At 71.6% G+C, this 20,882-nt stretch carries 20 protein-coding genes; 12 read left to right on the top strand and 8 right to left on the bottom strand.

All coding sequences use genetic code 11. The features are described 5' to 3' along the window. Position 1: 1 nt before the first annotated feature. The 3 genes from pucL to uraD are packed head-to-tail and all read right to left on the bottom strand — an operon-like array spanning position 2 to position 1,790. On the bottom strand, positions 2-919 hold the full coding sequence (pucL, locus tag DEU34_RS13910) for a factor-independent urate hydroxylase (protein WP_121151233.1): 918 nt from the start codon (positions 917-919) through the stop codon (positions 2-4). A 2-nt stretch (positions 920-921) separates the two neighbouring features. Beyond that, on the bottom strand, positions 922-1,272 hold the full coding sequence (uraH, locus tag DEU34_RS13915) for a hydroxyisourate hydrolase (RefSeq protein WP_121151235.1): 351 nt from the start codon (positions 1,270-1,272) through the stop codon (positions 922-924). Continuing rightward, entirely contained in the window at positions 1,269-1,790 is a 522-nt protein-coding gene (gene uraD / locus DEU34_RS13920; protein ID WP_121151237.1) for a 2-oxo-4-hydroxy-4-carboxy-5-ureidoimidazoline decarboxylase, read from the bottom strand. The genes uraH and uraD overlap by 4 nt, the downstream gene beginning before the upstream one ends. A 93-nt stretch (positions 1,791-1,883) precedes the next feature. On the opposite strand from uraD, the gene allB reads away from it, so the two are divergent. The 12 genes from allB (at position 1,884) to DEU34_RS13980 (ending at position 15,162) form a co-directional block, all read left to right on the top strand. Beyond that, positions 1,884-3,233, top strand: coding sequence for an allantoinase AllB (gene allB / locus DEU34_RS13925; protein WP_121151590.1), 1,350 nt, complete (start codon positions 1,884-1,886; stop codon positions 3,231-3,233). Between the two features lie 10 nt (positions 3,234-3,243). Next, on the top strand, positions 3,244-4,332 hold the full coding sequence (locus DEU34_RS13930) for an acetamidase/formamidase family protein (protein ID WP_121151239.1): 1,089 nt from the start codon (positions 3,244-3,246) through the stop codon (positions 4,330-4,332). Then, complete coding sequence (locus DEU34_RS13935; protein ID WP_259460168.1) at positions 4,329-6,008, top strand: AtzH-like domain-containing protein; 1,680 nt, start codon at positions 4,329-4,331, stop codon at positions 6,006-6,008. The genes DEU34_RS13930 and DEU34_RS13935 overlap by 4 nt, the downstream gene beginning before the upstream one ends. Beyond that, positions 6,005-7,231, top strand: coding sequence for an alanine--glyoxylate aminotransferase family protein (locus DEU34_RS13940; protein ID WP_121151241.1), 1,227 nt, complete (start codon positions 6,005-6,007; stop codon positions 7,229-7,231). The genes DEU34_RS13935 and DEU34_RS13940 overlap by 4 nt, the downstream gene beginning before the upstream one ends. Positions 7,232-7,234: 3 nt before the next feature. Then, positions 7,235-8,539, top strand: coding sequence for an allantoate amidohydrolase (locus tag DEU34_RS13945; RefSeq protein ID WP_259460169.1), 1,305 nt, complete (start codon positions 7,235-7,237; stop codon positions 8,537-8,539). A 208-nt stretch (positions 8,540-8,747) separates the two neighbouring features. Next, positions 8,748-9,824: an ABC transporter substrate-binding protein gene (locus DEU34_RS13950; protein ID WP_121151243.1), complete on the top strand. Its 1,077-nt coding sequence runs from the start codon at positions 8,748-8,750 to the stop codon at positions 9,822-9,824. Between the two features lie 20 nt (positions 9,825-9,844). Continuing rightward, positions 9,845-10,669 carry an ABC transporter ATP-binding protein gene (locus tag DEU34_RS13955; protein WP_183042495.1) on the top strand — a complete coding sequence of 275 codons (825 nt, stop codon included), beginning with the start codon at positions 9,845-9,847 and terminating at the stop codon, positions 10,667-10,669. Next, positions 10,659-11,534 (top strand): ABC transporter permease, encoded by an 876-nt coding sequence (locus DEU34_RS13960; protein ID WP_121151245.1) that lies wholly within the window; start codon positions 10,659-10,661, stop codon positions 11,532-11,534. Before DEU34_RS13955 ends, DEU34_RS13960 begins: the two co-directional genes overlap by 11 nt. Beyond that, positions 11,531-12,412, top strand: coding sequence for an ABC transporter permease (locus DEU34_RS13965; protein ID WP_259460170.1), 882 nt, complete (start codon positions 11,531-11,533; stop codon positions 12,410-12,412). The genes DEU34_RS13960 and DEU34_RS13965 overlap by 4 nt, the downstream gene beginning before the upstream one ends. 50 nt (positions 12,413-12,462) lie before the next feature. After that, positions 12,463-13,494, top strand: a complete 1,032-nt coding sequence (gene add, locus DEU34_RS13970) for an adenosine deaminase (protein WP_121151249.1) — start codon at positions 12,463-12,465, stop codon at positions 13,492-13,494. Between the two features lie 7 nt (positions 13,495-13,501). Continuing rightward, complete coding sequence (locus tag DEU34_RS13975; protein ID WP_121151251.1) at positions 13,502-14,107, top strand: helix-turn-helix domain-containing protein; 606 nt, start codon at positions 13,502-13,504, stop codon at positions 14,105-14,107. Next, complete coding sequence (locus DEU34_RS13980; RefSeq protein WP_121151253.1) at positions 14,104-15,162, top strand: hypothetical protein; 1,059 nt, start codon at positions 14,104-14,106, stop codon at positions 15,160-15,162. The genes DEU34_RS13975 and DEU34_RS13980 overlap by 4 nt, the downstream gene beginning before the upstream one ends. 121 nt (positions 15,163-15,283) lie before the next feature. Here the strand turns inward: DEU34_RS13980 and DEU34_RS13985 are convergent, their stop codons facing one another. Genes DEU34_RS13985 through DEU34_RS14005 form a run of 5 tightly spaced genes read right to left on the bottom strand, consistent with a single transcriptional unit; the run spans position 15,284 to position 20,841 of the window. Then, complete coding sequence (locus DEU34_RS13985) at positions 15,284-16,843, bottom strand: GMC family oxidoreductase (RefSeq protein ID WP_121151255.1); 1,560 nt, start codon at positions 16,841-16,843, stop codon at positions 15,284-15,286. Beyond that, complete coding sequence (locus DEU34_RS13990) at positions 16,843-17,457, bottom strand: thiamine pyrophosphate-dependent enzyme (protein WP_121151257.1); 615 nt, start codon at positions 17,455-17,457, stop codon at positions 16,843-16,845. Before DEU34_RS13990 ends, DEU34_RS13985 begins: the two co-directional genes overlap by 1 nt. Further along, positions 17,454-17,954: a thiamine pyrophosphate-binding protein gene (locus DEU34_RS13995; protein WP_121151259.1), complete on the bottom strand. Its 501-nt coding sequence runs from the start codon at positions 17,952-17,954 to the stop codon at positions 17,454-17,456. Before DEU34_RS13995 ends, DEU34_RS13990 begins: the two co-directional genes overlap by 4 nt. Continuing rightward, positions 17,951-19,339, bottom strand: coding sequence for an NtaA/DmoA family FMN-dependent monooxygenase (locus tag DEU34_RS14000; RefSeq protein ID WP_121151261.1), 1,389 nt, complete (start codon positions 19,337-19,339; stop codon positions 17,951-17,953). Before DEU34_RS14000 ends, DEU34_RS13995 begins: the two co-directional genes overlap by 4 nt. Then, positions 19,336-20,841 carry an aldehyde dehydrogenase gene (locus DEU34_RS14005; RefSeq protein ID WP_121151595.1) on the bottom strand — a complete coding sequence of 502 codons (1,506 nt, stop codon included), beginning with the start codon at positions 20,839-20,841 and terminating at the stop codon, positions 19,336-19,338. Before DEU34_RS14005 ends, DEU34_RS14000 begins: the two co-directional genes overlap by 4 nt. Between the last annotated feature and the right edge of the window lie 41 nt (positions 20,842-20,882).

Genomic DNA, 20,882 nt, shown 5'->3' on the forward strand with positions numbered 1-20,882 from the left:
GTCAGATGAACGCGGGCAGGTCCAGCCAGGCGTCGGGGGCGGGGGCGGCGCCGTCGCGCGTGACCGTGCCCTCGATGAGGCCGTAGGGGCGGTCGGCGGCGAAGAAGACCTCGTTCGGATTCTCGAGGCCGAACGACGACAGGTCGACGACGAAGTGGTGCTTGTTCGGCATCGCGAAGCGCACCTCGGCGATCTCGGGGCGGGCCTGGATCGCGGCCCTGCCCATCTCGAACAGCGTCTGCTGAAGAGCAAGCGAATGCACCGACGCGAAGGTGGCCAGCAGCACCTCGGTGACCTCGGCGTACAGGCCGTCGTAGTCGATGCCGGCCTCGACCGCCTCGGGCAGGAACCGCCAGCGCCCCGTCACCGAGGTCGCCATGATCCGGTCGTCGGTCTCGACGAGGGTCGTGTAGCGATCGCGGGGGAAGCCGGCGAACTCGCTCCCGGTCGACTTCAGCACCGTGAGGTCTTTCACCCCGCCGGTCACGTGCACCGCGCCGTCGATCGACTGCACGGTGGCGAGGCGGGTGCCCTGCCCCTGCCGCACGAACGAGTGGTCGTGCGGCACGCCGTCGACGAGGATGCGCTCCCACGCGTACTGCTCGGCCTGGAAGAGTCCGCCCTCGATCCACTCGAACGACGAGGTGAAGTGCTCGGCGAGCAGCAGCAGGAATTCCTCGGGCGAGCGGATGCCGTGCTCCTTCGCGAAGGCGAAGACGGTGTTCTTCTGCGTGTCGGTCGCCACGACCATCGAGTTGTCGCCCGTGAGGTACGCCGACGCGAGGGCGGCGCCCCGCAGCTGCGACGTCACGTTGAGGTCGACGATCTCGTGCCGGGCGGAGTCGCGCACGACGCGCACGACCCGGTTCTCGGCCTTGCCGTACTTGTTGGCGCCGAGGCTGACGCTCACTTCCGTCATGGTCAGCTCCCGCGGTAGGTCGAGTAGGCGAAGGGGCTCAGCAGCAGCGGCACGTGCAGGTGCCGGCCCGAGCCGTCGACCGTGAAGGTCACGGCGACGTAGGGGTGGAACGTCGGTGTGTCGCGGGCGGCGAAGTACTCGCCCGTGAGGAAGGTCAGCGTGTAGTCGCCGGGCTCGAGGGTCTCGGGGCCGAGCGCGAGCCTCCCGTCGGCGTCGGTGGAGCCGTGGGCGACGATCGCCCCGGCGGCCTCCGCGGTGACGGCGCCGCCCGACGCGTGGGCGAGTACGACCGACACCTCGGCGGCGGGGTTCCCCGTCGCCGCGTCGAGCACGTGCGTGGTGAGGTGGGTCATTCCTGCTCCTCCGGGAGGGTGGGCACCGCGAACGTCTCGCGCAGTCGCAGCAACGCGATCTCGGCCAGCTGCGCGGTCGCCTCGCGGGTCTCGGTCTCGGGGTCGTTCGACAGGCGGCGTTCGAGCTCGGCGAGCATCTCCGACGGCGTCCGGCCGGCGGCGCGGATGAGGAAGACCCGGCCGAACCGCTCCTCGTACCGGGCGTTGCCCTCGGCGATCGCGCCGACGACGTCATCGCCCGCGGCCGACATCGAGGCCTGCTCGCGACGCGAGGCCGAGGCCGCGGCGTCCGCACCCGTCACGCGCGCCCCGATGCGGGGGTGGTGGGCAAGGGCGGCTTCCAGGTCGGCGGGCGTCCACTGCTGCGCGAGCGCACCCGCATACGCCGCGAGGGCCTCCACCGAGCCGAACGGGCGACCCGTCACGATCGCGTTCACCCACCCGTCGACCTCGGCCCAGACGCGGGCGGTCGCGGTCGCTGAGGCCTCGTCGGCCGCGTCGAATTCGCTCAGTTCCATTCCGTCACCGTATCGAGCGCACATTTCGGGCGAGCGGCGAAAATGTTGCCCTGGGTAACATCCGGGAAACGCGACGCACCTAGCGTGGTCGTCATGACCGCGTTCCCCGCCCTGCCCGCCACGGTCGCCGCGCGCCGTGTCTGGACGGGCACCGCCTTCGTGCCGGCCACCGTCCACACCGTCGGCGGGGTGATCGCCGCCGTCGACGCCTTCGACCCGCGCGCCGACCTCGTGCTCGACGACGAGCGGATGCTGCTTCCTGGCCTCGTCGACTCGCACGTGCACCTCGACGAGCCCGGTCGCACAGAGTGGGAGGGGTTCGCGACCGGCACGGCCGCCGCGGCCGCCGGCGGCGTCACGACTCTCCTCGACATGCCGCTGAACAGTGTGCCGGTGACCACCACGGTCGAGGCGCTCGCCGACAAGCGCGACGCCGCCCGGGGCAAGCTGGCCGTCGACGTGGGGTACTGGGGCGGGGCGGTTCCCGAGAACCTCGGCACCCTGTCCGAGCTGGATGCGGCGGGAGTCGTCGGCTTCAAGTGCTTCCTGTCGCCGTCGGGCATCGACGAGTTCGGGCACCTCGCGCTCGACCAGCTCGACGCCGCGCTCGCCGAGATCGCGGGGCTCGGCAGCATCCTCATCGTCCACGCCGAAGACCCCTCGCACCTGCACGCCGACGGCCCGCTCGGCGAGGTGTACGCCGACTTCGTCGCCTCGCGCCCGCCGCAGAGCGAACGGGAGGCGATCCTCGCGGTGATCGAGGCGTCGCGGCGCACCCGCGGCCGGGCGCACATCGTTCACGTCTCCGACGGCGGGGCGCTCGACGCGGTGCGCGCGGCCAAGGCCGAGGGCGTGCCGCTCACCGTCGAGACGTGCCCGCACTACCTCACGCTCCGAGCGGAGGACGTGCCCGCGGGGGCGGCGCAGTTCAAATGCTGCCCGCCGATCCGCGATGCCGCGAACCAGGACCTCCTCTGGGGAGGCCTCCTCGACGGCACGATCGACGCGATCGTCAGCGATCACTCCCCGTCGACCGCCGACCTCAAGTCGTCTCCCGACTTCGGCCTCTCGTGGGGCGGGATCTCGGGCCTGCAGACGGGCTTCGCCGCCGTCCACACCGAGGCCCACCGCCGGGGGGTGCCGATCGAGCGGCTGCTTCCGCTGTTCACCACCGGCCCCGCCCGCATCGGCGGACTCGCCGGGCGCGGGCGGATCGCGGCCGGTGAACCCGCGCACCTCGTGGTGTTCGACCCCGACGCCGTGCGAAGGGTCGACGCCTCCGCCCTCGAGTACCGCAACAAGATGTCGCCCTGGCACGGGCAGCACCTCCGGGGAGTCGTCGAGGCGACCTACGTGCACGGCGGACTCGCGTACAGCGCCGCCGGTGTCGTCGAACGGCGGGGGCGTGAGATCCTGGCCGGATCCGCGTCACTCGCGGAGTGAGGGGCGAGCGGTGACGATCGAGATCCTCCAGCCCGGCGTGGGTGAGACCCCGGGCGACCACTATCTTCCCGCCTCGCCCGAGACCGTGCGGTGGGGGCGCCTCCCGTGCGAGACGGATGCTGCGGTGCTCACCGTCGCGCCGGGCGAGACCGTCACGATCGACACCGTCTCGCACGAGGGCATCCTCGATGACCAGGGGAAGGACCCGCTCGCGTTCTTCGCCTCGCACGGGGTCGCGGCCTCCGAGGTGCTCGACGACGCGGTCGAGATCGCCGCATCCGTCACCCGCGATCCGGCCGCCGACGGGCCGCACGTGGTCACCGGACCGATCAGGGTCGAGGGCGCCGAGCCCGGCGACCTGCTGAAGATCACGGTCGTCGAGCTCGTGCCGCGCGTGCCGTACGGCGTGATCTCGAACCGTCACGGCAAAGGGGCCCTCGTCGGGGAGCTGCCGCGCGGGGCGGGCAACGTCAGCGTCTTCAGCCCGGTGGTCGAACGCGACGGGGAGCTGTTCGGGAGCCTTCCCGTGGTCGAGGGCGGCGAGCGGGTCGTGACGTTCCCGCTCGCGCCGTTCCTCGGCACGATGGGGGTCGCCGTCGCCGGATCAGACCGCCCGCACTCGGTGCCGCCCGGGGCGCACGGCGGCAACATCGACATCAATCTGCTCGTCGCGGGCACCGTGCTCTACCTGCCCGTGCAGGTGGCCGGCGCCCTCGCGTACGTCGGCGACCCGCACTTCGCGCAGGGCGACGGCGAGGTCGCGCTGACCGCGCTGGAGGCGTCGTTGCGTGCGACTCTGCGGTTCGACGTCGTCGCGAGGAACGATGCCCTCGCCGAGTTCGGCGAGATCACCGGGCCGCTCGTGCGTACGGCGGATTACCTGGTTCCCACCGGCCTCGACCCCGACCTGGATGCGGCGATGCGGGCGTGCGTGCGCGCCGCGCTCTCGCTGATCCGCGCGCGGTGGGGTCTCGACGAACACCTCGCGTACGCGTACCTGAGCGCGGCGACCGACTTCGACATCTCGCAGGTGGTCGACATCGTGTGCGGTGTGCACGCCCGCATCCGCGAGTCCGATTTCGCGGAGGTGGCTCGGTGAGCGCCGCCCCCCACGCGCCGAAAGGCCAGAACACCCGGACGACGCACGACCCCGCTCCGGGTGTCGTGGACTCTCACGCGGCAGAGGGGAGCGAGATCCCCGCCGACCTGCGCGCGGCGTTCGAGGCGTACGAACGGGCGCTCATGAGCGACGACGTCGAGGTGCTCGACGCGGCGTTCGCCTCGGGGCCCGAGGTGATGCGGGGGGATGCTGCGGGGCTGCTCGTCGGCGACGGCGCCCTGCTGGCGTTCCGGAAGCTGCGCGGCGGGGTCGCTCCCCGCACCATCGAGCGGATCGAATACCGTCCCCTCGCCGAGGACGTGGCGCTGCTGGTATCGGTGTCGCGCTTCCGGGGCGGCGGAACCGGGCTGCAGACGCAGGTCTGGCAGCGGGTCGACGGATGCTGGGTCATCACGGCCGCGCACGTCACCGGCCGCGCCCAGGCGCTCGACCGCGCCGTGTGGCGCCAGGTCGGCGACCCGTTCCTCCAGGGCGCGTGGGAGGGGCCGCTGGCCGGGCTCACCGTCGCGGTGAAAGACCTCTTCGCCATCAAGGGGTTCCGCATCGGCGCGGGGAACCCGGCGTACCTCGAGAGTGCGCGGGCCGAGGCGACGACCGCCGCCGCCGTCTCCGACCTGCTGCGCGGGGGCGCGTCGTTGCGCGGGATCGCCCGCACCGACGAGTTCGCGTACTCGATCGCGGGCGACAACCCGCACTACGGCACCCCGCCCAACGGCGCCGTCCCCGGGGCCCTCCCCGGCGGCTCGTCGAACGGGCCGGCGTCGGCGGTCGCGACCGGCCAGGCCGAGATCGGTCTGGCCACCGACACCGCCGGGTCGGTGCGCGTCCCCGCGTCGTACCAGGGGCTATGGGGGCTCCGCACGACCCACGGGCTCGTGCCGCGCCAGGGCCTGCTTCCGCTCGCGCAGTCGTTCGACACCGTCGGCTGGATCACCCGCGACGGGGAGACCCTGCAACGCGTCGCCGACTGGTGCCTGAGCTACGACGGGTCGGAGTCGACCGAGAGCGTGTGGGGGGAGTCGGGGCCCGACCTGCCCTGGCGTCTGCGCGTGCCGGCCGAGATCCGCGCCGACGCCGACCCCGCGACGATCGCCGCCTTCGACGCGCTGGTCGAGGCTCTGGCCGCCGTGACCGACGGTCCCGTCATCGACGACGTGTCGATCGGCGACCTCGCCGCGCCCGCGGCGGCGTTCCGTGCGGTGCAGGGCGCCGAGGCGTGGCGCAACAACGGCGAATGGCTGGAGGCGCATCCCGGGGCGGTCGGCCCGGCTGCGGCCGAACGTTTCCGGGCGGGTGCCGCCGTGACGGCCGAGGGCGAAGCATCCGCCCGTTACTCCCTGGCACCCCTGCGCGACCGCCTCGAGGCCCTCGTGCGCGACGCGGTGCTGATCTTTCCCACGGTGCCCGGCCCGGCGCCCGCGCGCACCGCCGACCCGGCCGACATCGACGCGACCCGCGCGGCGACGCTGCGCATGACCGTGCCCGCCGCCGTGGCCGGGCTCCCCGCCGTCTCGGCGCCCCTGCTGACCGTCGCCTCGCCCCTGGGCGCGGCCCCGGTCGGGGTGTGCCTCGTCTCGCGCGCCGGCACCGACATCGCCCTCGTACGCCTGGCCCGCCGCCTCGCATCCCTCGTCCGTCGAACGGAGACCCCATGACCTTCCCCGCACCGATCGATCCGCCCGCGCGTCTGCTGATGGGGCCGGGGCCGATCTCGGCGTATCCCAGCGTGCTGCGGGCGATGTCGGCGCCTCTCGTCGGACAGTACGACCCGTTCATGACGGCGACGATGACCGAGACCCAGGAGCTCTACCGACAGGTGTGGGCGACCGAGAACGACGCGACCGTGCTCGTCGACGGCACCTCCCGCGCGGGGATCGAGGCCGCGATGGTCTCGCTCGTGCGGCCGGGTGACCGCGTGCTCGTGCCGATCTTCGGTCGCTTCGGGCACCTGCTCGCCGAGATCGCCGAGCGCGCGATGGCCGAGGTGCACACGATCGAGGTGCCGTGGGGCGAGGTGTTCCCCGTCTCGGCGGTGCGCGAGGCGATCGAGCGGGTGAAGCCCCACCTCCTGGCGCTCGTGCAGGGCGACACGTCGACGACGATGCTGCAGCCCCTCGACGAGATCGGCGAGCTGTGCCGAGCGAACGGGGTGCTGTTCTACACCGACGCGACCGCCTCCCTCGGCGGCAACGCGTTCGAGATGGACGCCTGGGGACTGGATGCGGCGACCGCGGGCCTGCAGAAGTGCCTCGGCGGGCCGTCGGGGTCGGCCCCGATCAGCCTGTCCGAGGCGGCGGTGGAGGTCATCCGATCGCGCACCCGTATCGAGGCCGGCATCCGCGAGGCCGGAGACCCGTCGGCGGCCGATTTCGTGCGATCGAACTACTTCGATCTCGGCATGATCCTGGACTACTGGGGTCCCCGGCGCCTGAATCACCACACCGAGGCGACGACCATGCTCTACGGCGCCCGTGAGTGCGCGCGCGTGCTGCTGCTCGAGGGGCGCGACGCCGTCATCGACCGGCACCGTCTGCACGGCGAGGCAATGCTCGCGGGGGTGCGCGGGCTCGGCCTGAGCGTCTTCGGCGACGTCGCCCACAAGATGAGCAACGTCGTCGCCGTCGAGATCCCCGAGGGGGTGCCGGGCGACGCGGCGCGCACCGCGATGCTCGACGACTTCGGCATCGAGATCGGCACGTCGTTCGGCCCGCTGCACGGGCGCGTCTGGCGCATCGGCACGATGGGCTACAACGCCCGCACCGACGCCGTGCTGCAGACCCTCGCCTCGCTCGAGACGGTGCTGCGCCGCTTCGGTGCCCCGGTGCCCGCCGGCGGCGGGGTCGAGGCCGCGAACGACGTCTACCGGGCGGCGAGCTGACGGGTGCAGAGCCGACTCCGGGTCGAGCCCGACCGCCTCGCCGCCGCCGCCCGTCGGGTGATGCAGCGCTGCGACGAGCTCGCGCGCGTCACCTCGACCCCCGGGCGCATCGAGCGCGTCTACCTCTCCACCGAGCACGCCCGCGTCAACAGGCTCGCCGCCGAGTGGATGCGCGAGATCGGCATGGCCACGCGTCAGGACGCCGCGGGCAACCAGGTCGGGCGTCTCGCACCGTCGACCGCCTCGGCGACCCCGCGAGACGACGCGCCCGCGCTCATGATCGGTTCGCACCTCGACACGGTTCCCGACGCGGGTCGCTTCGACGGGATCGTGGGCGTGCTCATGGGCCTGGAAGTGGTGCGGATGCTGCGCCGCATCCGAGACGACGGACTCGCCGTCTCGCCCCTCCCGTTCGCCCTGGAGGTCGTGGCGTTCTCCGACGAGGAGGGCACGCGGTTCGGGAAGGCGCTTCTGGGGTCGTCGGCGGTCGCCGGCACGTGGGACGACTCCTGGTGGTCGCTCGCCGACGCCGACGGGGTGACGCTCCGGCAGGCGTTCCTCGAGTTCGGCCTCGATCCGGGGAGGGTGGGGGAGGCCGCGCGCCGGCCCGACGAGCTCGTCGGCTACCTCGAGGCGCACATCGAACAGGGGCCGGAGCTGCACCGCCGCGGCGAGGCGCTCGCGGTGGTGTCGTCGATCGCCAGCGCGCGACGGTTCCAGCTCGTGGTGGAGGGCGAGGCGCGGCACGCCGGCGGAACCCCCTACGACATGCGGCGCGACGCCCTGCTCGGGGCGAGCGAGATCGCCCTCGCCGTCGAACGGATCTGCCGGGGCGAGCACCACATCATCGGCACGGTCGGGCAGCTGGAGGCCTTCCCCGGGGCGGTCAACATCGTGCCCGGCGAGGCCCACCTCTCGGTCGACCTGCGCGGAGAGTTCGACGGCGCGCGCGACCACGTGTGGGACGCCATCTCGCGCGAGGTCGACGAGGCCATGGGGCGCCGCGGACTCCGCTGGCGGGCCCGTGAGGTGCACAACGCCCCGGCGGTGTTCTGCGCGCCGCTGCTGCAGGACGTCGTGCGCGCGGGCATCCGGGGCCCCGGGGCGGGGGAGCCGCCCGAGATCTTCAGCCGCGCCGGGCACGACGCGATGTCGATCGGCGCCATCACCGACGTCGGGATGCTGTTCCTCCGAAACCCCGACGGGATCAGCCATCACCCCGACGAGTCGGTGTCGGCCGCCGACGTCGAGCGGGGGATCGCCGCGCTCGCCGAATCGGTGCTGCACCTCGCCGCCGAGCCCCGCTGAGCCCGAGACATCGCGATCGGCCGAGACACGCGGCCAGGCGGGGAGTCTCGGCCGATTGACGTGTGTCGACCCCCGCACCTGTAACGGCGGCGAAACATCGCGCCAGTGTTCGTGAAATCTACATCGCCTAGCGTCGGGGTCACGCGCAGTGTCGAGGCCCAGGGCGTGCGCGTTCCCACCCGAAGCACCACATCCGTCAGGAGTGTTCATGTCCTTCCTTCTCCCTCGGCGCGCCAAGCGCCTCGCCGCAGCCCTCGCCGGGATCGCCGTTGCGGCCGTCGCGCTCTCCGCCTGCGCGGGCGGCGCGACCGAGACCGCCGGTGGCGAGGCATCGGCCGGCGCCGACGGCTTCGGCGACATCACGCTGCAGCTCAGCTGGATCTTCAACGAGGAGTTCGCCGGTGAGTACATCGCCGACTCCAAGGGCTACTACACCGACGCCGGCTTCTCGTCGGTGCAGCTGGTCCCCGGCCCCTCGGGCGGCGTTCCCGAGCTCCTCAGCGGCACCGCCGACATCGCGCTGAGCGACTCGGTGCAGGTCGGCGCGGCCGTCGCCAACGAGTCGGCACCGCTGAAGATCATCGGCGCGACGTTCCAGGCGAACCCCTTCACCGTGCTCTCGCTCAAGGACGGCGGCGACATCGCCACCCCCGAAGACCTCAAGGGCAAGAAGATCGGCGTCCAGGACTCCAACCTGACGCTGTTCAACGCGCTCCTGGCCGCGAACGACATCGACGCTTCCGAGCTCACGATCGTTCCCGTGCAGTACGACCCGGCGCCGCTGATCAACGGCGAGGTCGACGGCTTCGTCGCCTACCTCACCAACGAGGCGATCTCGGTCGAGATGGCGGGCACCGCCACCACCAACCTGCCCTTCGCCGACAACGGCCTGCCGTTCGTGGCCGAGACGGTCACCGTGACCGACGACACCATCGCGAACAACCGCGAGATGCTCAAGGCGTTCCTCGTCGCCGAGATCAAGGGCTGGACCGACGCGCTCGCCGACCCGCAGGCCGGCGCCGACCTCGCCATCGAGACCTACGGCACCGACCTCGACCTCGACCCGGCCAAGACCCTCGCCGGATCCGAGGCCCAGAACCTGCTGGTCGTCTCGGACGAGACCGAGGAGAACGGCATCTTCACCATCTCCGATGCGCTGCAGGCGGAGACCATCAAGAGCCTCGCGGGAGCGGGGATCAACCTCGAAGCATCCGACCTCTTCGACCTCAGCCTGCTGGCCGAGGTCTACGAGGAGAACCCGGATCTCGTCGCCTACGCGGGCTGAGATCCCTTGGGAGTGCAATTGTGACCGACACGGCCACCGAGACCGGTGCCCAGGGGACGACCCTGGGCACCGGCCTGCAGATCACCGGACTGAACAAAGTCTTCAGCGTCGGACGCAAGAGCGTCGTGGCGCTGCAGGACGCCAACCTCCACACCGACCAGGGAACGTTCCTGGCCCTCCTCGGTCCATCGGGGTGCGGCAAGTCGACGATCCTGCGGATCCTCGCCGGTCTGGAGGACCCGACCAGCGGCACCACCCGTGTCGACGGCAAGAGCCCGAAAGAGCTGCGCCGGGGCAACGAGCTGGGCATCGCGTTCCAAGACTCGGCGCTCCTGCCGTGGCGCAGCGTTCAGTCGAACATCCAGCTGCCGTTCGAGGTCGCGGGCAAGCCCGTCGACAAGGCCTACGTCGCCGAGATGATCGACCTGGTCGGCCTCAAGGGCTTCGAGAAGGCCAAGCCCGCGCAGCTGTCGGGCGGCATGCGCCAGCGCGTGTCGATCGCGCGCTCCCTCATCATGAAGCCCTCGGTGCTGCTGTTCGACGAACCGTTCGGCGCCCTCGACGACATGACGCGGCAGAAGCTCAACCTCGAGCTGCTGCGCATCTGGACCGAGAAGCCCGCGACGACCCTCCTGGTCACGCACGGCATCTCGGAGGCGATCTTCCTCTCCGACCAGGTGGCCGTCATGAGCCCGCGTCCGGGCCGCATCAAGGAGGTCATGACCATCGACCTCCCTCGTCCTCGGACCCCCGAGATGATGCGCACGCCCGAGTTCCACGCCTACGTCGATCACGCGCAGGAACTGCTGTTCGGCGTCGGAGGCGCCGCCGCCGATGACCATTGACGCTCCCGTGACGAAGAGCCCGGGCGCTCCCGCCCCCCAGGGCTCGAAGCCGCGCGCGATCCAGTGGGAGGACGTCGCGCTCCCCGCGTGGTTGACCGGAGCGATCGGTGTCATCGGCATCATCGCCGTCTGGTGGATCCTGGCGGCGACGGTGTTCTCGAACGTCGGCCCCGGCGGGGTGCAGGCCATTCCCACCCCGCTGCAGGTCGTCGTGGAGTTCTTCGACACCGGGTGGGAGTTCTACGCCAAGAACTTCGGCATCACGCTCACCGAAGCGGGCATCGGCTACCTCTGGGGCAACGGCCTCGCCCTGGTGCTGGCCGCGCTGGTGCTGATCGTGCCGCGCCTGGAGGGCGTGGTGATGCAGATCGCGATCATCACGTACTGCATCCCGATCGTGGCTCTCGGTCTGCTGCTCACCGTGATCGTGCCGATCCCGACGGCCGGGCAGCCCTCGACGACGGCCGTGTTCCTCGCCGCGCTGAGCTGCTTCTTCACGACCGTCGTCGGCGCCCTCCTCGGGCTGAAGGCCGCCGACAAGGCGAGCCTCGACCTCATCACCGTCTACGGCGGCTCCCGGCTCACCCAGCTGCGCAAGGTGCGCCTCATCGCCTCCCTCCCCGCGATCCTCAACGCCCTCCAGATCGCGGTGCCCGCCGCCTTCCTGGGTGCGGTGCTGGGAGAGTTCTTCGGCAAGATCACCGTGGGCGTCGGTCCGGCGATGATCGCCGCCCAGCAGGCCCTCAACTCCGCCCGGGTGTGGGACATCGCCCTCGCCTCCGGGGCGGTGGCCCTCCTCGGCTACGCGCTGCTCGGTCTCATCTCGCGGGCCGTGGCGCCCTGGTCGAAGGGAGCATCCCGATGAGCATGGACACCCTGTCCGCGGTCGCCGTGCCGGGCCGCGCCGAATCGATCGCGAATCTGAACGCCGAGATCCGCCGCGAGGCGACGAAGTCGACCGTTCGCGCGCTCACCCGTGCGCTCCTGACCTTCGTGCTCACGATCGTCGCCGTGCTCGTCATCTGGGTCGGGGCCCTCGGGGTCTTCCAGGTGTCGGCCTACGTCGGCAAGGGGCCGATCGACGTCTGGAACTTCCTGTTCACGGTGCCCAACGCCGAGGCCAACCGGGCGCAGCTGTTCGGCCAGCTCGGTGTGACCCTCGGCCACTCGTTCGTCGGGTTCGCCGCGGGCCTCGTGGTCGCGCTGCTGGTGGCCATCGTGTTCCAGCTGAGCAAGGGCATCGAGCACGCGCTCATGCCGATGGCGATGCTGCTGCGCTCCGTGCCGCTGGTGGCCATGGCGCCGGTGATCATCCTCATCTTCGGGCGCGAGTTCGCCTCGGTCGCCGTGATCGGCGGGATCGTCGTGCTCTTCCCAGCCCTCGTGAACATCGTGTTCGGCCTCAAGTCGGCCTCGCCGCAGATGAACGACCTCGTCGCGGTGTACGGCGGCAACGCCTGGACGCGACTGCGCAAGGTCGCCCTGCCGAGCTCGCTGCCGGAGTTCTTCGCGGCGGTGCGCATCTCGGTGCCGGGGGCGATCACCGGCGCGCTCCTCGCCGAGTGGCTCGCGGTCGGCGGCGGCATCGGCGGTGCCGTCGGCGGCTACATCGCCGGGGCGCAGTTCTCGGCCGTGTGGACGGCCGTCGTGCTGGTCACCGGCACCGCGCTCATCCTCTACAACCTCGTACAGATCGTCGAGTCGGTGGTGCTCGCCCGCATGGGCATGGCCGACCGGTCCTGACGCATCCCGCCGCCTCCGCCGCATCCGTCCGCCCGAAAGGACACTCCCGCATGACCTCCCTGACCGACTTCGCCCTCGGCCTGCCCAAGGCCGAGCTGCACCTGCACCTCGAGGGCACGCTCGAGCCCGAGCTGAAGTTCGACCTCGCCGCGCGCAACGGCATCGAGCTCGCCGAGAAGACCGTGGACGCGGTGAAGGCGACGTACGACTTCACCGACCTCACCAGCTTCCTCGCGGTGTACTACCCGGCGATGAACGTGCTGCAGACGGCCGACGACTTCCACGACCTGGCCTGGGCGTACCTGCTGAGGGCCAAGGAGCAGGGCGTCGTGCACGCGGAGATGTTCTTCGACCCGCAGGCGCACACGAGCCGCGGGGTGCCCTTCGGCAACGTCATCGGCGGCTACCGGCGGGCAGCGGTCCGCGCCGAGAGCGAGCTGGGCATCTCGGCGGAGCTGATCCTCTGCTTCCTCCGCGATTTCTCGGCCGAGCACGCCATGACGACGCTCATGGAGGCGCTGCCCTACAAGGCGTGGATCATCGGTGTCGGCCTCGACTCCGACGAGCGCGACAACCCGCCCGGCAAGTTCGCCGATGTCTTCGCCCGTGCCAAGGCCGAGGGGTTCTTCCTCACGATGCACTGCGACATCGACCAGGTCGGCTCGGTCGACAACATCCGCGCGGTCATCGAGCAGATCGGTGTCGACCGCATCGACCACGGCACGAACATCGTCGAAGACCCCGCGCTCGTCGCCCTCGCGAAGGAGCGCGGTCTCGGGTTCACCACCTGCCCCGTGTCGAACTCGTTCGTGACCGAGCAGATGAAGGCCGACGAGATCGTCGGGCTCCTGCGCGAGGGCCTGCGCGTGACGGTCAACTCCGACGACCCGGCCTACTTCGGCGCCTACGTCGGTGAGAACTACGTCGCCCTCGCCGAGCAGGCGGGGCTGTCGCAGACCGACCTCGTGCAGCTCGCGATCAACTCCTTCGAGGCGTCGTGGCTCACTCCCGCCCGCCGCGCGGCGTTCGTGGCCGCGGTGGAGGCGTACGCGAGCGATCACGGAGTGGCGCTCCCCGCCTGAGGTCGACATGACGACGATGGTCGAGCAGGCGGCGCACGACGAGAGGGCCGCGAGTCTGCGCCTCGGCGCGCACATCCGCCTGCTCCGTCACGCTCGCTCGATGACGCTGGTGCAGCTCGCCGACGCGACCGATCTGTCGCACCCGTTCCTCAGCCAGCTCGAGCGCGGTCTCGCCCAGCCGAGCCTGTCGACCCTTCGGCGCGTGGCGGTCGCGCTGGAGACCAGTCCGATCGAGCTGATCGCCGCCGCCGACGCACCCGACGAGAAAGCGGCCGAGGTCGAGGTGCATCGCTCGGACGAGCGGCTGGTCGACGACGGGTTCGCCGCGACCCCGGCCCGCACCCTCGCGCACGGGACGAGGCCGATGCATCCGCTGGAGGTCGTGGGCGAGAACGTCTCGGCGGGTGAGGCGTACGTGCACGCCGAGGACGAGTTCGTCTACGTGCTCGCCGGCGCCGTGCGCGTCGATGTCGCCGGCGACGTGCTCACGCTCGGCCGGGGCGACTCGGTCTACTACCGCGGCGGGCTGGCGCACCGCTGGTGGTCGGCGACGGGGGAGGCCTATCGGCTTCTCGTTGTGAAGCAGGGCCCGAGCGGCTGGAGGAACGCATGATCTCGTACGCCGATTATCTTCAGCTGCTGCCGAAGACCGAGCTGCACTGCCATCTCGTCTCGACGATGCGACCTGCGACGCTGCGAGAGCTCGCGCTGCGCTCGTCGGTCGAGCTGTGGACCGACGATACCGACCGCCTGTTCGAGTTCGGCGATCTCGTCGAGTTCCTCCATGGCTGGCGCGTGGCGCACGAGGTGCTGCGCACGCCCGCCGATCTGGAGCGGGTCGCGTGGGAGGGCGTGGCCGATGCCGTTGCGCAGGGCAATCTGCGCTATCGCGAGTACTACATCAACCCGCAGTACTTCGCGCACCCGGCGACGCCCGGGGTGGCGCCGATGTCGTACGTCGAGGTGCTGACCGCGGCCATCGCCGGTCTGAGGCGGGCCGAGCGCGAACTGGGCGTCGGCTTCCGCGTCATCGTGGCGATCAACCGGCGGGAGTCCGCCGAAGCGGCCGTCGACCTGGTGCGCGAGATGATCGCGCACCCCTTCCCGGAGGTCGTCGGGATCGGCCAGGACGACCTCACGCCGGAGAACACCGAAGACCCGTTGAGGTTCGCCGCCGCGTACGCCTTGGCGGGTGAGCACGGACTCCTGCGCACCGCCCATGTGGGCGAGACGCCGTCGGCGAGCCCGCACAACGTGCGCGACGCGATCGAGGTTCTGGGGTGCGATCGCATCGACCACGGCTACCGCGTCATGGACGATCCGGCGGTGCTCGCGCTGGCTCTCGAGCGGGGGATCGGCTTCGCCACCACCCCGGTGTCGACGACGATCTGCTCGGGGTGGGTGCTCGATCCCGCGCACCGCATCCGGGCGATGATCGACGCCGGGCTTCCGGTGTCGGTCTCGACCGACGATGCGATGTTCTTCCGCACCGATCTGGGCCGGGAGTATCGCGAGGGGCTCCGTGCGATGGGGATAGACGCCGAGACGGCCAAGCGCATCGCGCTCACCGGTATCGACACCGCGTTCTGCGACGACGAGCAGAAGCGGATGCTGCGCGCCGACTTCACCGCGCAGTTCCTCGCCCTCGACGCCCTCCTCGAGCGCTGACTCCGGCCGCTCGCGGCGCGGCTGCCCGTGGTGCACACGGGAGGAGATGTACGCACGGGAGGTGCGTTCCGCAGCATCCGCCCTCCGGACGGCACACGTCCTCCGGTGTGCGCGCGGGCGCTCAGGCGCGCAGGAGCTCCGCGGCCCGCTCGGCGATCGCGACGGTGGGCGCCTGGGTGTTGCAGGTCGGGATGGTGGGCATGACCGAGGCGTCGGCGATCCACAGGCCCTCGAGGCCACGCACGCGGAGCCCCGGATCGACGACGGCGAGGTCGTCGGTGCCGATGCGGGCCGTTCCCGAGCAGTGGAAGAAGGTGCCGATGTTCTCGCGCACGAAGCGCACCTTCGCCGCACGGTCGAGGCCGTGCGGCGGGGTGATCGGGCCCTCGGCGAGATCGCCGTAGGCCGACGTCGCGACGAGGTCGTGCACGGCGTCGACGGCCTCGACCATGGCGGCGAGGTCGGTGGGGTCGGCCAGGTAGTTCGGCTGGATGTCGGCGGATGCTGCGGGGTCGGCCGAGCGCACCCGCACCCATCCGGTGCTCCGCGAGCGGTACAGCCCCGGCACGAGCGCGAACACGCGGTCGCCGGAGAGGTCGTGCGCGGCGTGGAGGGCGTCGTCGCCGCGCGAGCCGTGCGCGATGACGGTGTGGAGGTCGGGGCCGGCTTCGGCGTGGGTGCTGCGCCAGTTCAGCATCGCGCCCCCGCCGTTGCCGATCACGGGGCCGAGGTCGGCGCGGGCGCGGAAGTTCATGCCCAGGATCAGCGGGTGGTCCTGGAAGTTCTCGCCCACCCCGGGCAGGTCATGCGCGGCGGCGATCCCGGCGGCGGCGAGGCGTTCCGGGTCGCCGATGCCCGAGAGCTGCAGCAGGCGCGGGGTGTCGAGGGCGCCGGCGGCGAGCACCGTGCGCGCCGCGGTCGTGGTCACGAGCGCGCCGTCGACGACGTGCCGCACGCCCGTGACGATGCCCGCGGTCACGACGACAGCGTGCACCGCGCTGCCGACCAGCACGTGCAGGTTCTCGCGTGCGAGCGCGGGCTCGAGGTAGGCCCGCGCGGCGCTCCACCGCTCGAAAGTGCCGTCGGGTCCGGCGACCGCGTTGTAGTCGGCGTAGACCGCGCCCTCGTTGGAGGCGCCGTTGGCGTCGTCGAGCACCGGCAGGCCGCGCTCGGCCGAGGCGGCGATGAGGGCGTCGGCGATCGGGTGCACGTCGGCGAGCGGGCCGACCCGCATGGGTCCGTCGGTGCCGCGGAAGGCCGGGTCGCCGCCCGCCCGCGACTCCGACCGTCGGAAGTACGGCAGCAGGTCGTCGTACCCCCAGCCCGTCGCCCCGGCGGCGGCCCAGGCGTCGTAGTCGGCGCGGTTGCCGCGGTACCAGAGCATCGCGTTCGTGCTCGAGCTGCCGCCCAGCACCTTCCCGCGGGGCATCGCGAGCGAGCGCCCGAGTACGTGGTCGGTGGGGGTCGAGCGGTAGCCCCAGTCGTACGGCCCGCCGATCATGGCGTCCCAGTGCGCGGCGTCGAGGATCTCGCGCACCCCGCGGTGGTCGGGCCCCGCCTCGATCAGCAGCACCCGCCGGTCGGGGTCTTCCGAGAGCCGGGCGGCCAGCACGCTCCCGGCCGCGCCGCCGCCGACCACGATCAGGTCGTAGGCGGGCGCCGGCGCGGTCACCACGGGCATCAGTTGTGCTCGCTGGGGCCCATGATGCTGATGCCCTCGGTGGCCTCGACGTGGCGGACGAAAATGTATTTGTCCTCGCGTCCGTCGGAGTGCTTGCGCTTGATGCCGGGTTCGAGGATCCCGTCGGTCTTCGCGACGACGATGTAGGGCTCGGTGGCCGCGAGGCCGGCCGCGCAGTGCGCGTCGAACTCCTCGAGCGTCGCGGCCGTGTACGCGTTCTCGACGCCGGCGCCGCGGGCGATCGCGGCGAGGTCGACGCGCCCCTTCGCGGTGTGGGTCGCAGGCCCCCCGATCGACTGGTACTGCTCGTTGTCCCAGACGACGATGAAGAGGTTCTCGGGGCGCTCGTTGCCGAGGGTGGCGAGGATGCCGAGGTTGAACAGCAGTCCGCCGTCGGTGTCGAGGGAGACGATGCGGCGGTGGGGGAGGCCGACGGCGAGTCCGAAGGCCTCGGGGGTGACGCAGCCGAGCTGCTGCTGGAACAGGCTCGCGTCGCGCATGTGCGGGGCGGCGTTGTACCACTCGTCGACCGCACCGCCGAGGGAGAGGATGACGAGCTCGTCGGCGAGGCGCGCCCCGAGCAGTCTCATGGCTTCGAATCGGGAGTAGCTCATCGGACCAGGTCTCCTCCGAGGACGATCGCCGCGTGGTAGTACGAGGCGTAGGCGGTGTCGTAGGCGCGCACGATCGCGGTCTCGAGCTGGTCGACGTCGCGCACGATCGTGTAGGGCGTGCGGAGGGCCTGCAGAAGAGGTTCCATGGTGATCCCGTGGGGGATCGCCCACCAGTTGTTCTCGCCCATCTCTCCCCGGTAGCTCATGATCATCACGACCGGGATGCCGGCGCCGAGTCCCATGCGGGCGAGGTGCTCGGTGGCGGCGCGGAGTCCGGAGTTCTCCATCACGAGCACGGCGCGCTTGCCGGAGAGGAAGACGCCGCCGGCGATCGCGGCGCCCTCGCCCTCGTTCGTCACGGGGATCGTGCGGATGTCGGGGTCGGCGTCCAGCGCCGGGTACAGCTCCTTCAGCAGCGAGTCGGGCAGGTAGGTCGCCACGCTCACCCCCGCCCTCTTCAGGCCGCGGATGACCGCGTCGACAGCATCGGCTCTCATTCGGTGGCTCCCATCTGGAGATCGTCCGCGGCGCGGGCGGAGAGCCCGTGCGCGCGGTGGGTCGGTGCGAGGCGCGCAGCGCCGGTGAATCTCTCGCGCAGGGTGGATGCTTCGCCGCCGGCGCGCCCGCGCTCGACGAGGATCGGCAGCACGAGGTCGATGAACGCGCGGTAGGCGTCGAGGCCGCCGAAGGTCGGCTCGAGCATGATGCCGTCGATGCCGGAGCCGTCGACGATGCGCTCGATCTCGTCGGCGACCTCGACCGGCGACCCGGTGACCTGGAAGCCGCGGATCGCCTTCGTGCGGAACTGGTCGAGGATCTGCCCCACGCGCATGCCGGGGTCCTGCCGTGCGTAGCGCTGCACGAGCGTCTGCCCGAGATCGGTCTTCAGATCCACGACCCGCATCTCGGGGTCGAGGCCCGTCAGGTCGAGTCCGGTGATGCCGGCGAACATGACGGCGGCGTCATCGAGGCCGAGGAGCGCCTCGTACTCGGCGCGCAGCATCCGCGCCTCCTCCGAGGTCGGCGCCACCGTCACGGTCATGCCGGTGACCACGGCGACGTCGTCGGCCGCGCGCCCGTTCTTCACCGCCTGCTCGCGGATGTCCTGGACGTGGGCGGCGGCCGAGGCGATCGTCTGCCCCTGGATGAAGACGGCCTCGGCGTTACGGGCGGCGTAGGCGCGGCCCCGGTCGGAGGTGCCGGCCTGGAAGAGCACGGGGGTGCGCTGCGGGGTCGGCGGCACGGCGAAGATGCCGCGCGAGCGCTGGAACCGCCCCTCGACCTCGACGGGGCGGAGCTTCGCGGGGTCGGCGTACACGCCGCTCGCCCGGTCGCGAACCTCGGCGTCGTCGTCCCAGCTGTGCTCCCAGTAGCGCAGGCACGTGTCGAGGAAGGCGTCGGCGGCGTCGTAGCGCTCATCGTGCGTGAGCTGCTCGGTCACGCCGAACAGCTCGTCGGTCGTGGCCTGCGAACTGCCGGTGACGATGTTCCACCCGATGCGTCCGCCGGTGAGCCGGTCGAGCGTCGCGAATCGCCGGGCCGTGGCGTAGGGGCGCTCGACCGTGGTGGGCGACGTCACGACGAAGCCGAGGCTCTCGGTCTCGCGGGCGAGGGCGGCGATGGCGAGCATCGGGTCGAGGGCGGGGAACTGGATGCCGTGCGCCGCCACCTCTTCGGGCATCCGCCCGCCGAGGGTCGCATAGCCGTAGGTGTCGGCGAAGAAGAGGAAGTCGAACCCCGCGGCGTCGAGCTCGCGCGCGAGCGTCACCCAGTGGTCGAGGTCGTCCCAGTCGTCGCCGCGGCCGCGAGGGTCGGTCCACGTCGGCATCCCATTGCTGGGGTTCATCATCTCGAAGACCCCGAGTCTGATCCTCTTCGTCACAGCACCATCACCACCGTCTTCGTCTCCAGGTAGTTCTCCAGGCCCTGGGCGCCGTTCTCGTAGCCCCAGCCCGATTCCTTGTGGCCGCCCTTGGGGAGCTCCGGTCCGAGGAACGAGTGGCAGTTCACCCACACGGTGCCCGCCTGCAGTCGCGCCGCCACGCGGTGGGCGTCGCTGAGGCCCTCCGTCCACACGCTCGCCGCGAGACCGTAGGGCGAGTCGTTGGCCCACCCCACCACCTCGTCGAGGTCGTCGTAGGGGGTGACGACGGCGACGGGCCCGAAGATCTCCTCGCGCATGAGGCGCATGTCTGCCCGCACGTCGGTGAGCACCGTCGGCGTATAGAACGTGCCGGCGTCGCCCGAGCGCTCGCCGCCCGTGACGACGGTCGCGCCCTGCGCCCGGCCCTCGTCGATGAAGCCGGCCACCCGCTCCGCCTGGGCGAGGCTGACGAGGGGGCCGAGGTCGGCGTCGGGGTCGAGACCGTGTCCGAGCCGCAGCTTCTCGCCCGCCGCCGCCATCCCGTCGACGACGTCGCGGTAGACCGAGCGGTGGGCGTAGACGCGGGCGCTCGCGACGCAGACCTGGCCGCCGTTGTCGAAGATGCCGCGCGAGATGCCCTCCACGGCCTGGGCGAGGTCGGCGTCGGGCAGCACGAGCGCGGGAGACTTGCCGCCGAGCTCGAGGGTGAGCCGCTTCAGGCTCCCCGCGGCGGTGGCGACGAGACGCTTTCCGACGGCGGTCGAGCCGGTGAACGCCACCTTGGCGACGCCGGGATGCTCGGCGAGGGCCTGACCCGCCTCGCCGCCGAAGCCGGTGACGATGTTGACGACGCCGTCGGGCACGCCCGCCTCCTGCAGCAGGCGCCCCAGGTACAGCGCCGTCAGCGGGGTGTTCTCGGCCGGCTTCAGCACGATCGTGCAGCCCGCGGCGAGGGCGGGAGCGAGCTTCATCGCCGTCATGATGAGCGGTGAGTTCCACGGCACGATCGCGGCGACCACGCCGACGGGCTCGCGGCGCGTGTAGGCGAAGACCTCCTTGCCGGGGGGCGTGCGGCTCAGCGACGTCGGGATCGTCTCGCCGAGGATCTTCGTCGGCCAGCCCGCGTAGTAGCGGAACTGGTTGATCGCGGCGGGCACCTCGCCGAAGCGGGAGGTGCGCACGCTCTTGCCCTGGTCGAGCGTCTCGAGCTCGGCGAGGTCGTCGAGGTGCTCCTGCATCAGGTCGGCGATGCGCCACAGCAGCGCACCCCGGTCGGCGGGCCGCATGCCGGCCCACGACGCGAGGGCGGCGGATGCGGCGGCCACCGCAGCATCCGCGTCCGCCCCCGATCCGCGCGCGACCGTGGCGAGCGTCTCGCCGGTGGCGGGGTCGAGCGTGGCGAAGGTCGCATCGTCGCGGGCGGGGGTCCAGCGGCCGCCCACGAGGAGGCGCCCCGGGTCGTCGGCCAGGAACGCGGCGACGCGTTCGCGGAGCGCGCCGCGGGTGATCTCGATCGTCATGGGCTTCTCCGTCGCGAGGTGGGGGTGGTGGCTGTGCATCG

Source organism: Microbacterium sp. AG1240 (assembly GCF_003635115.1).
Classification (GTDB): Bacteria; Actinomycetota; Actinomycetes; order Actinomycetales; family Microbacteriaceae; genus Microbacterium.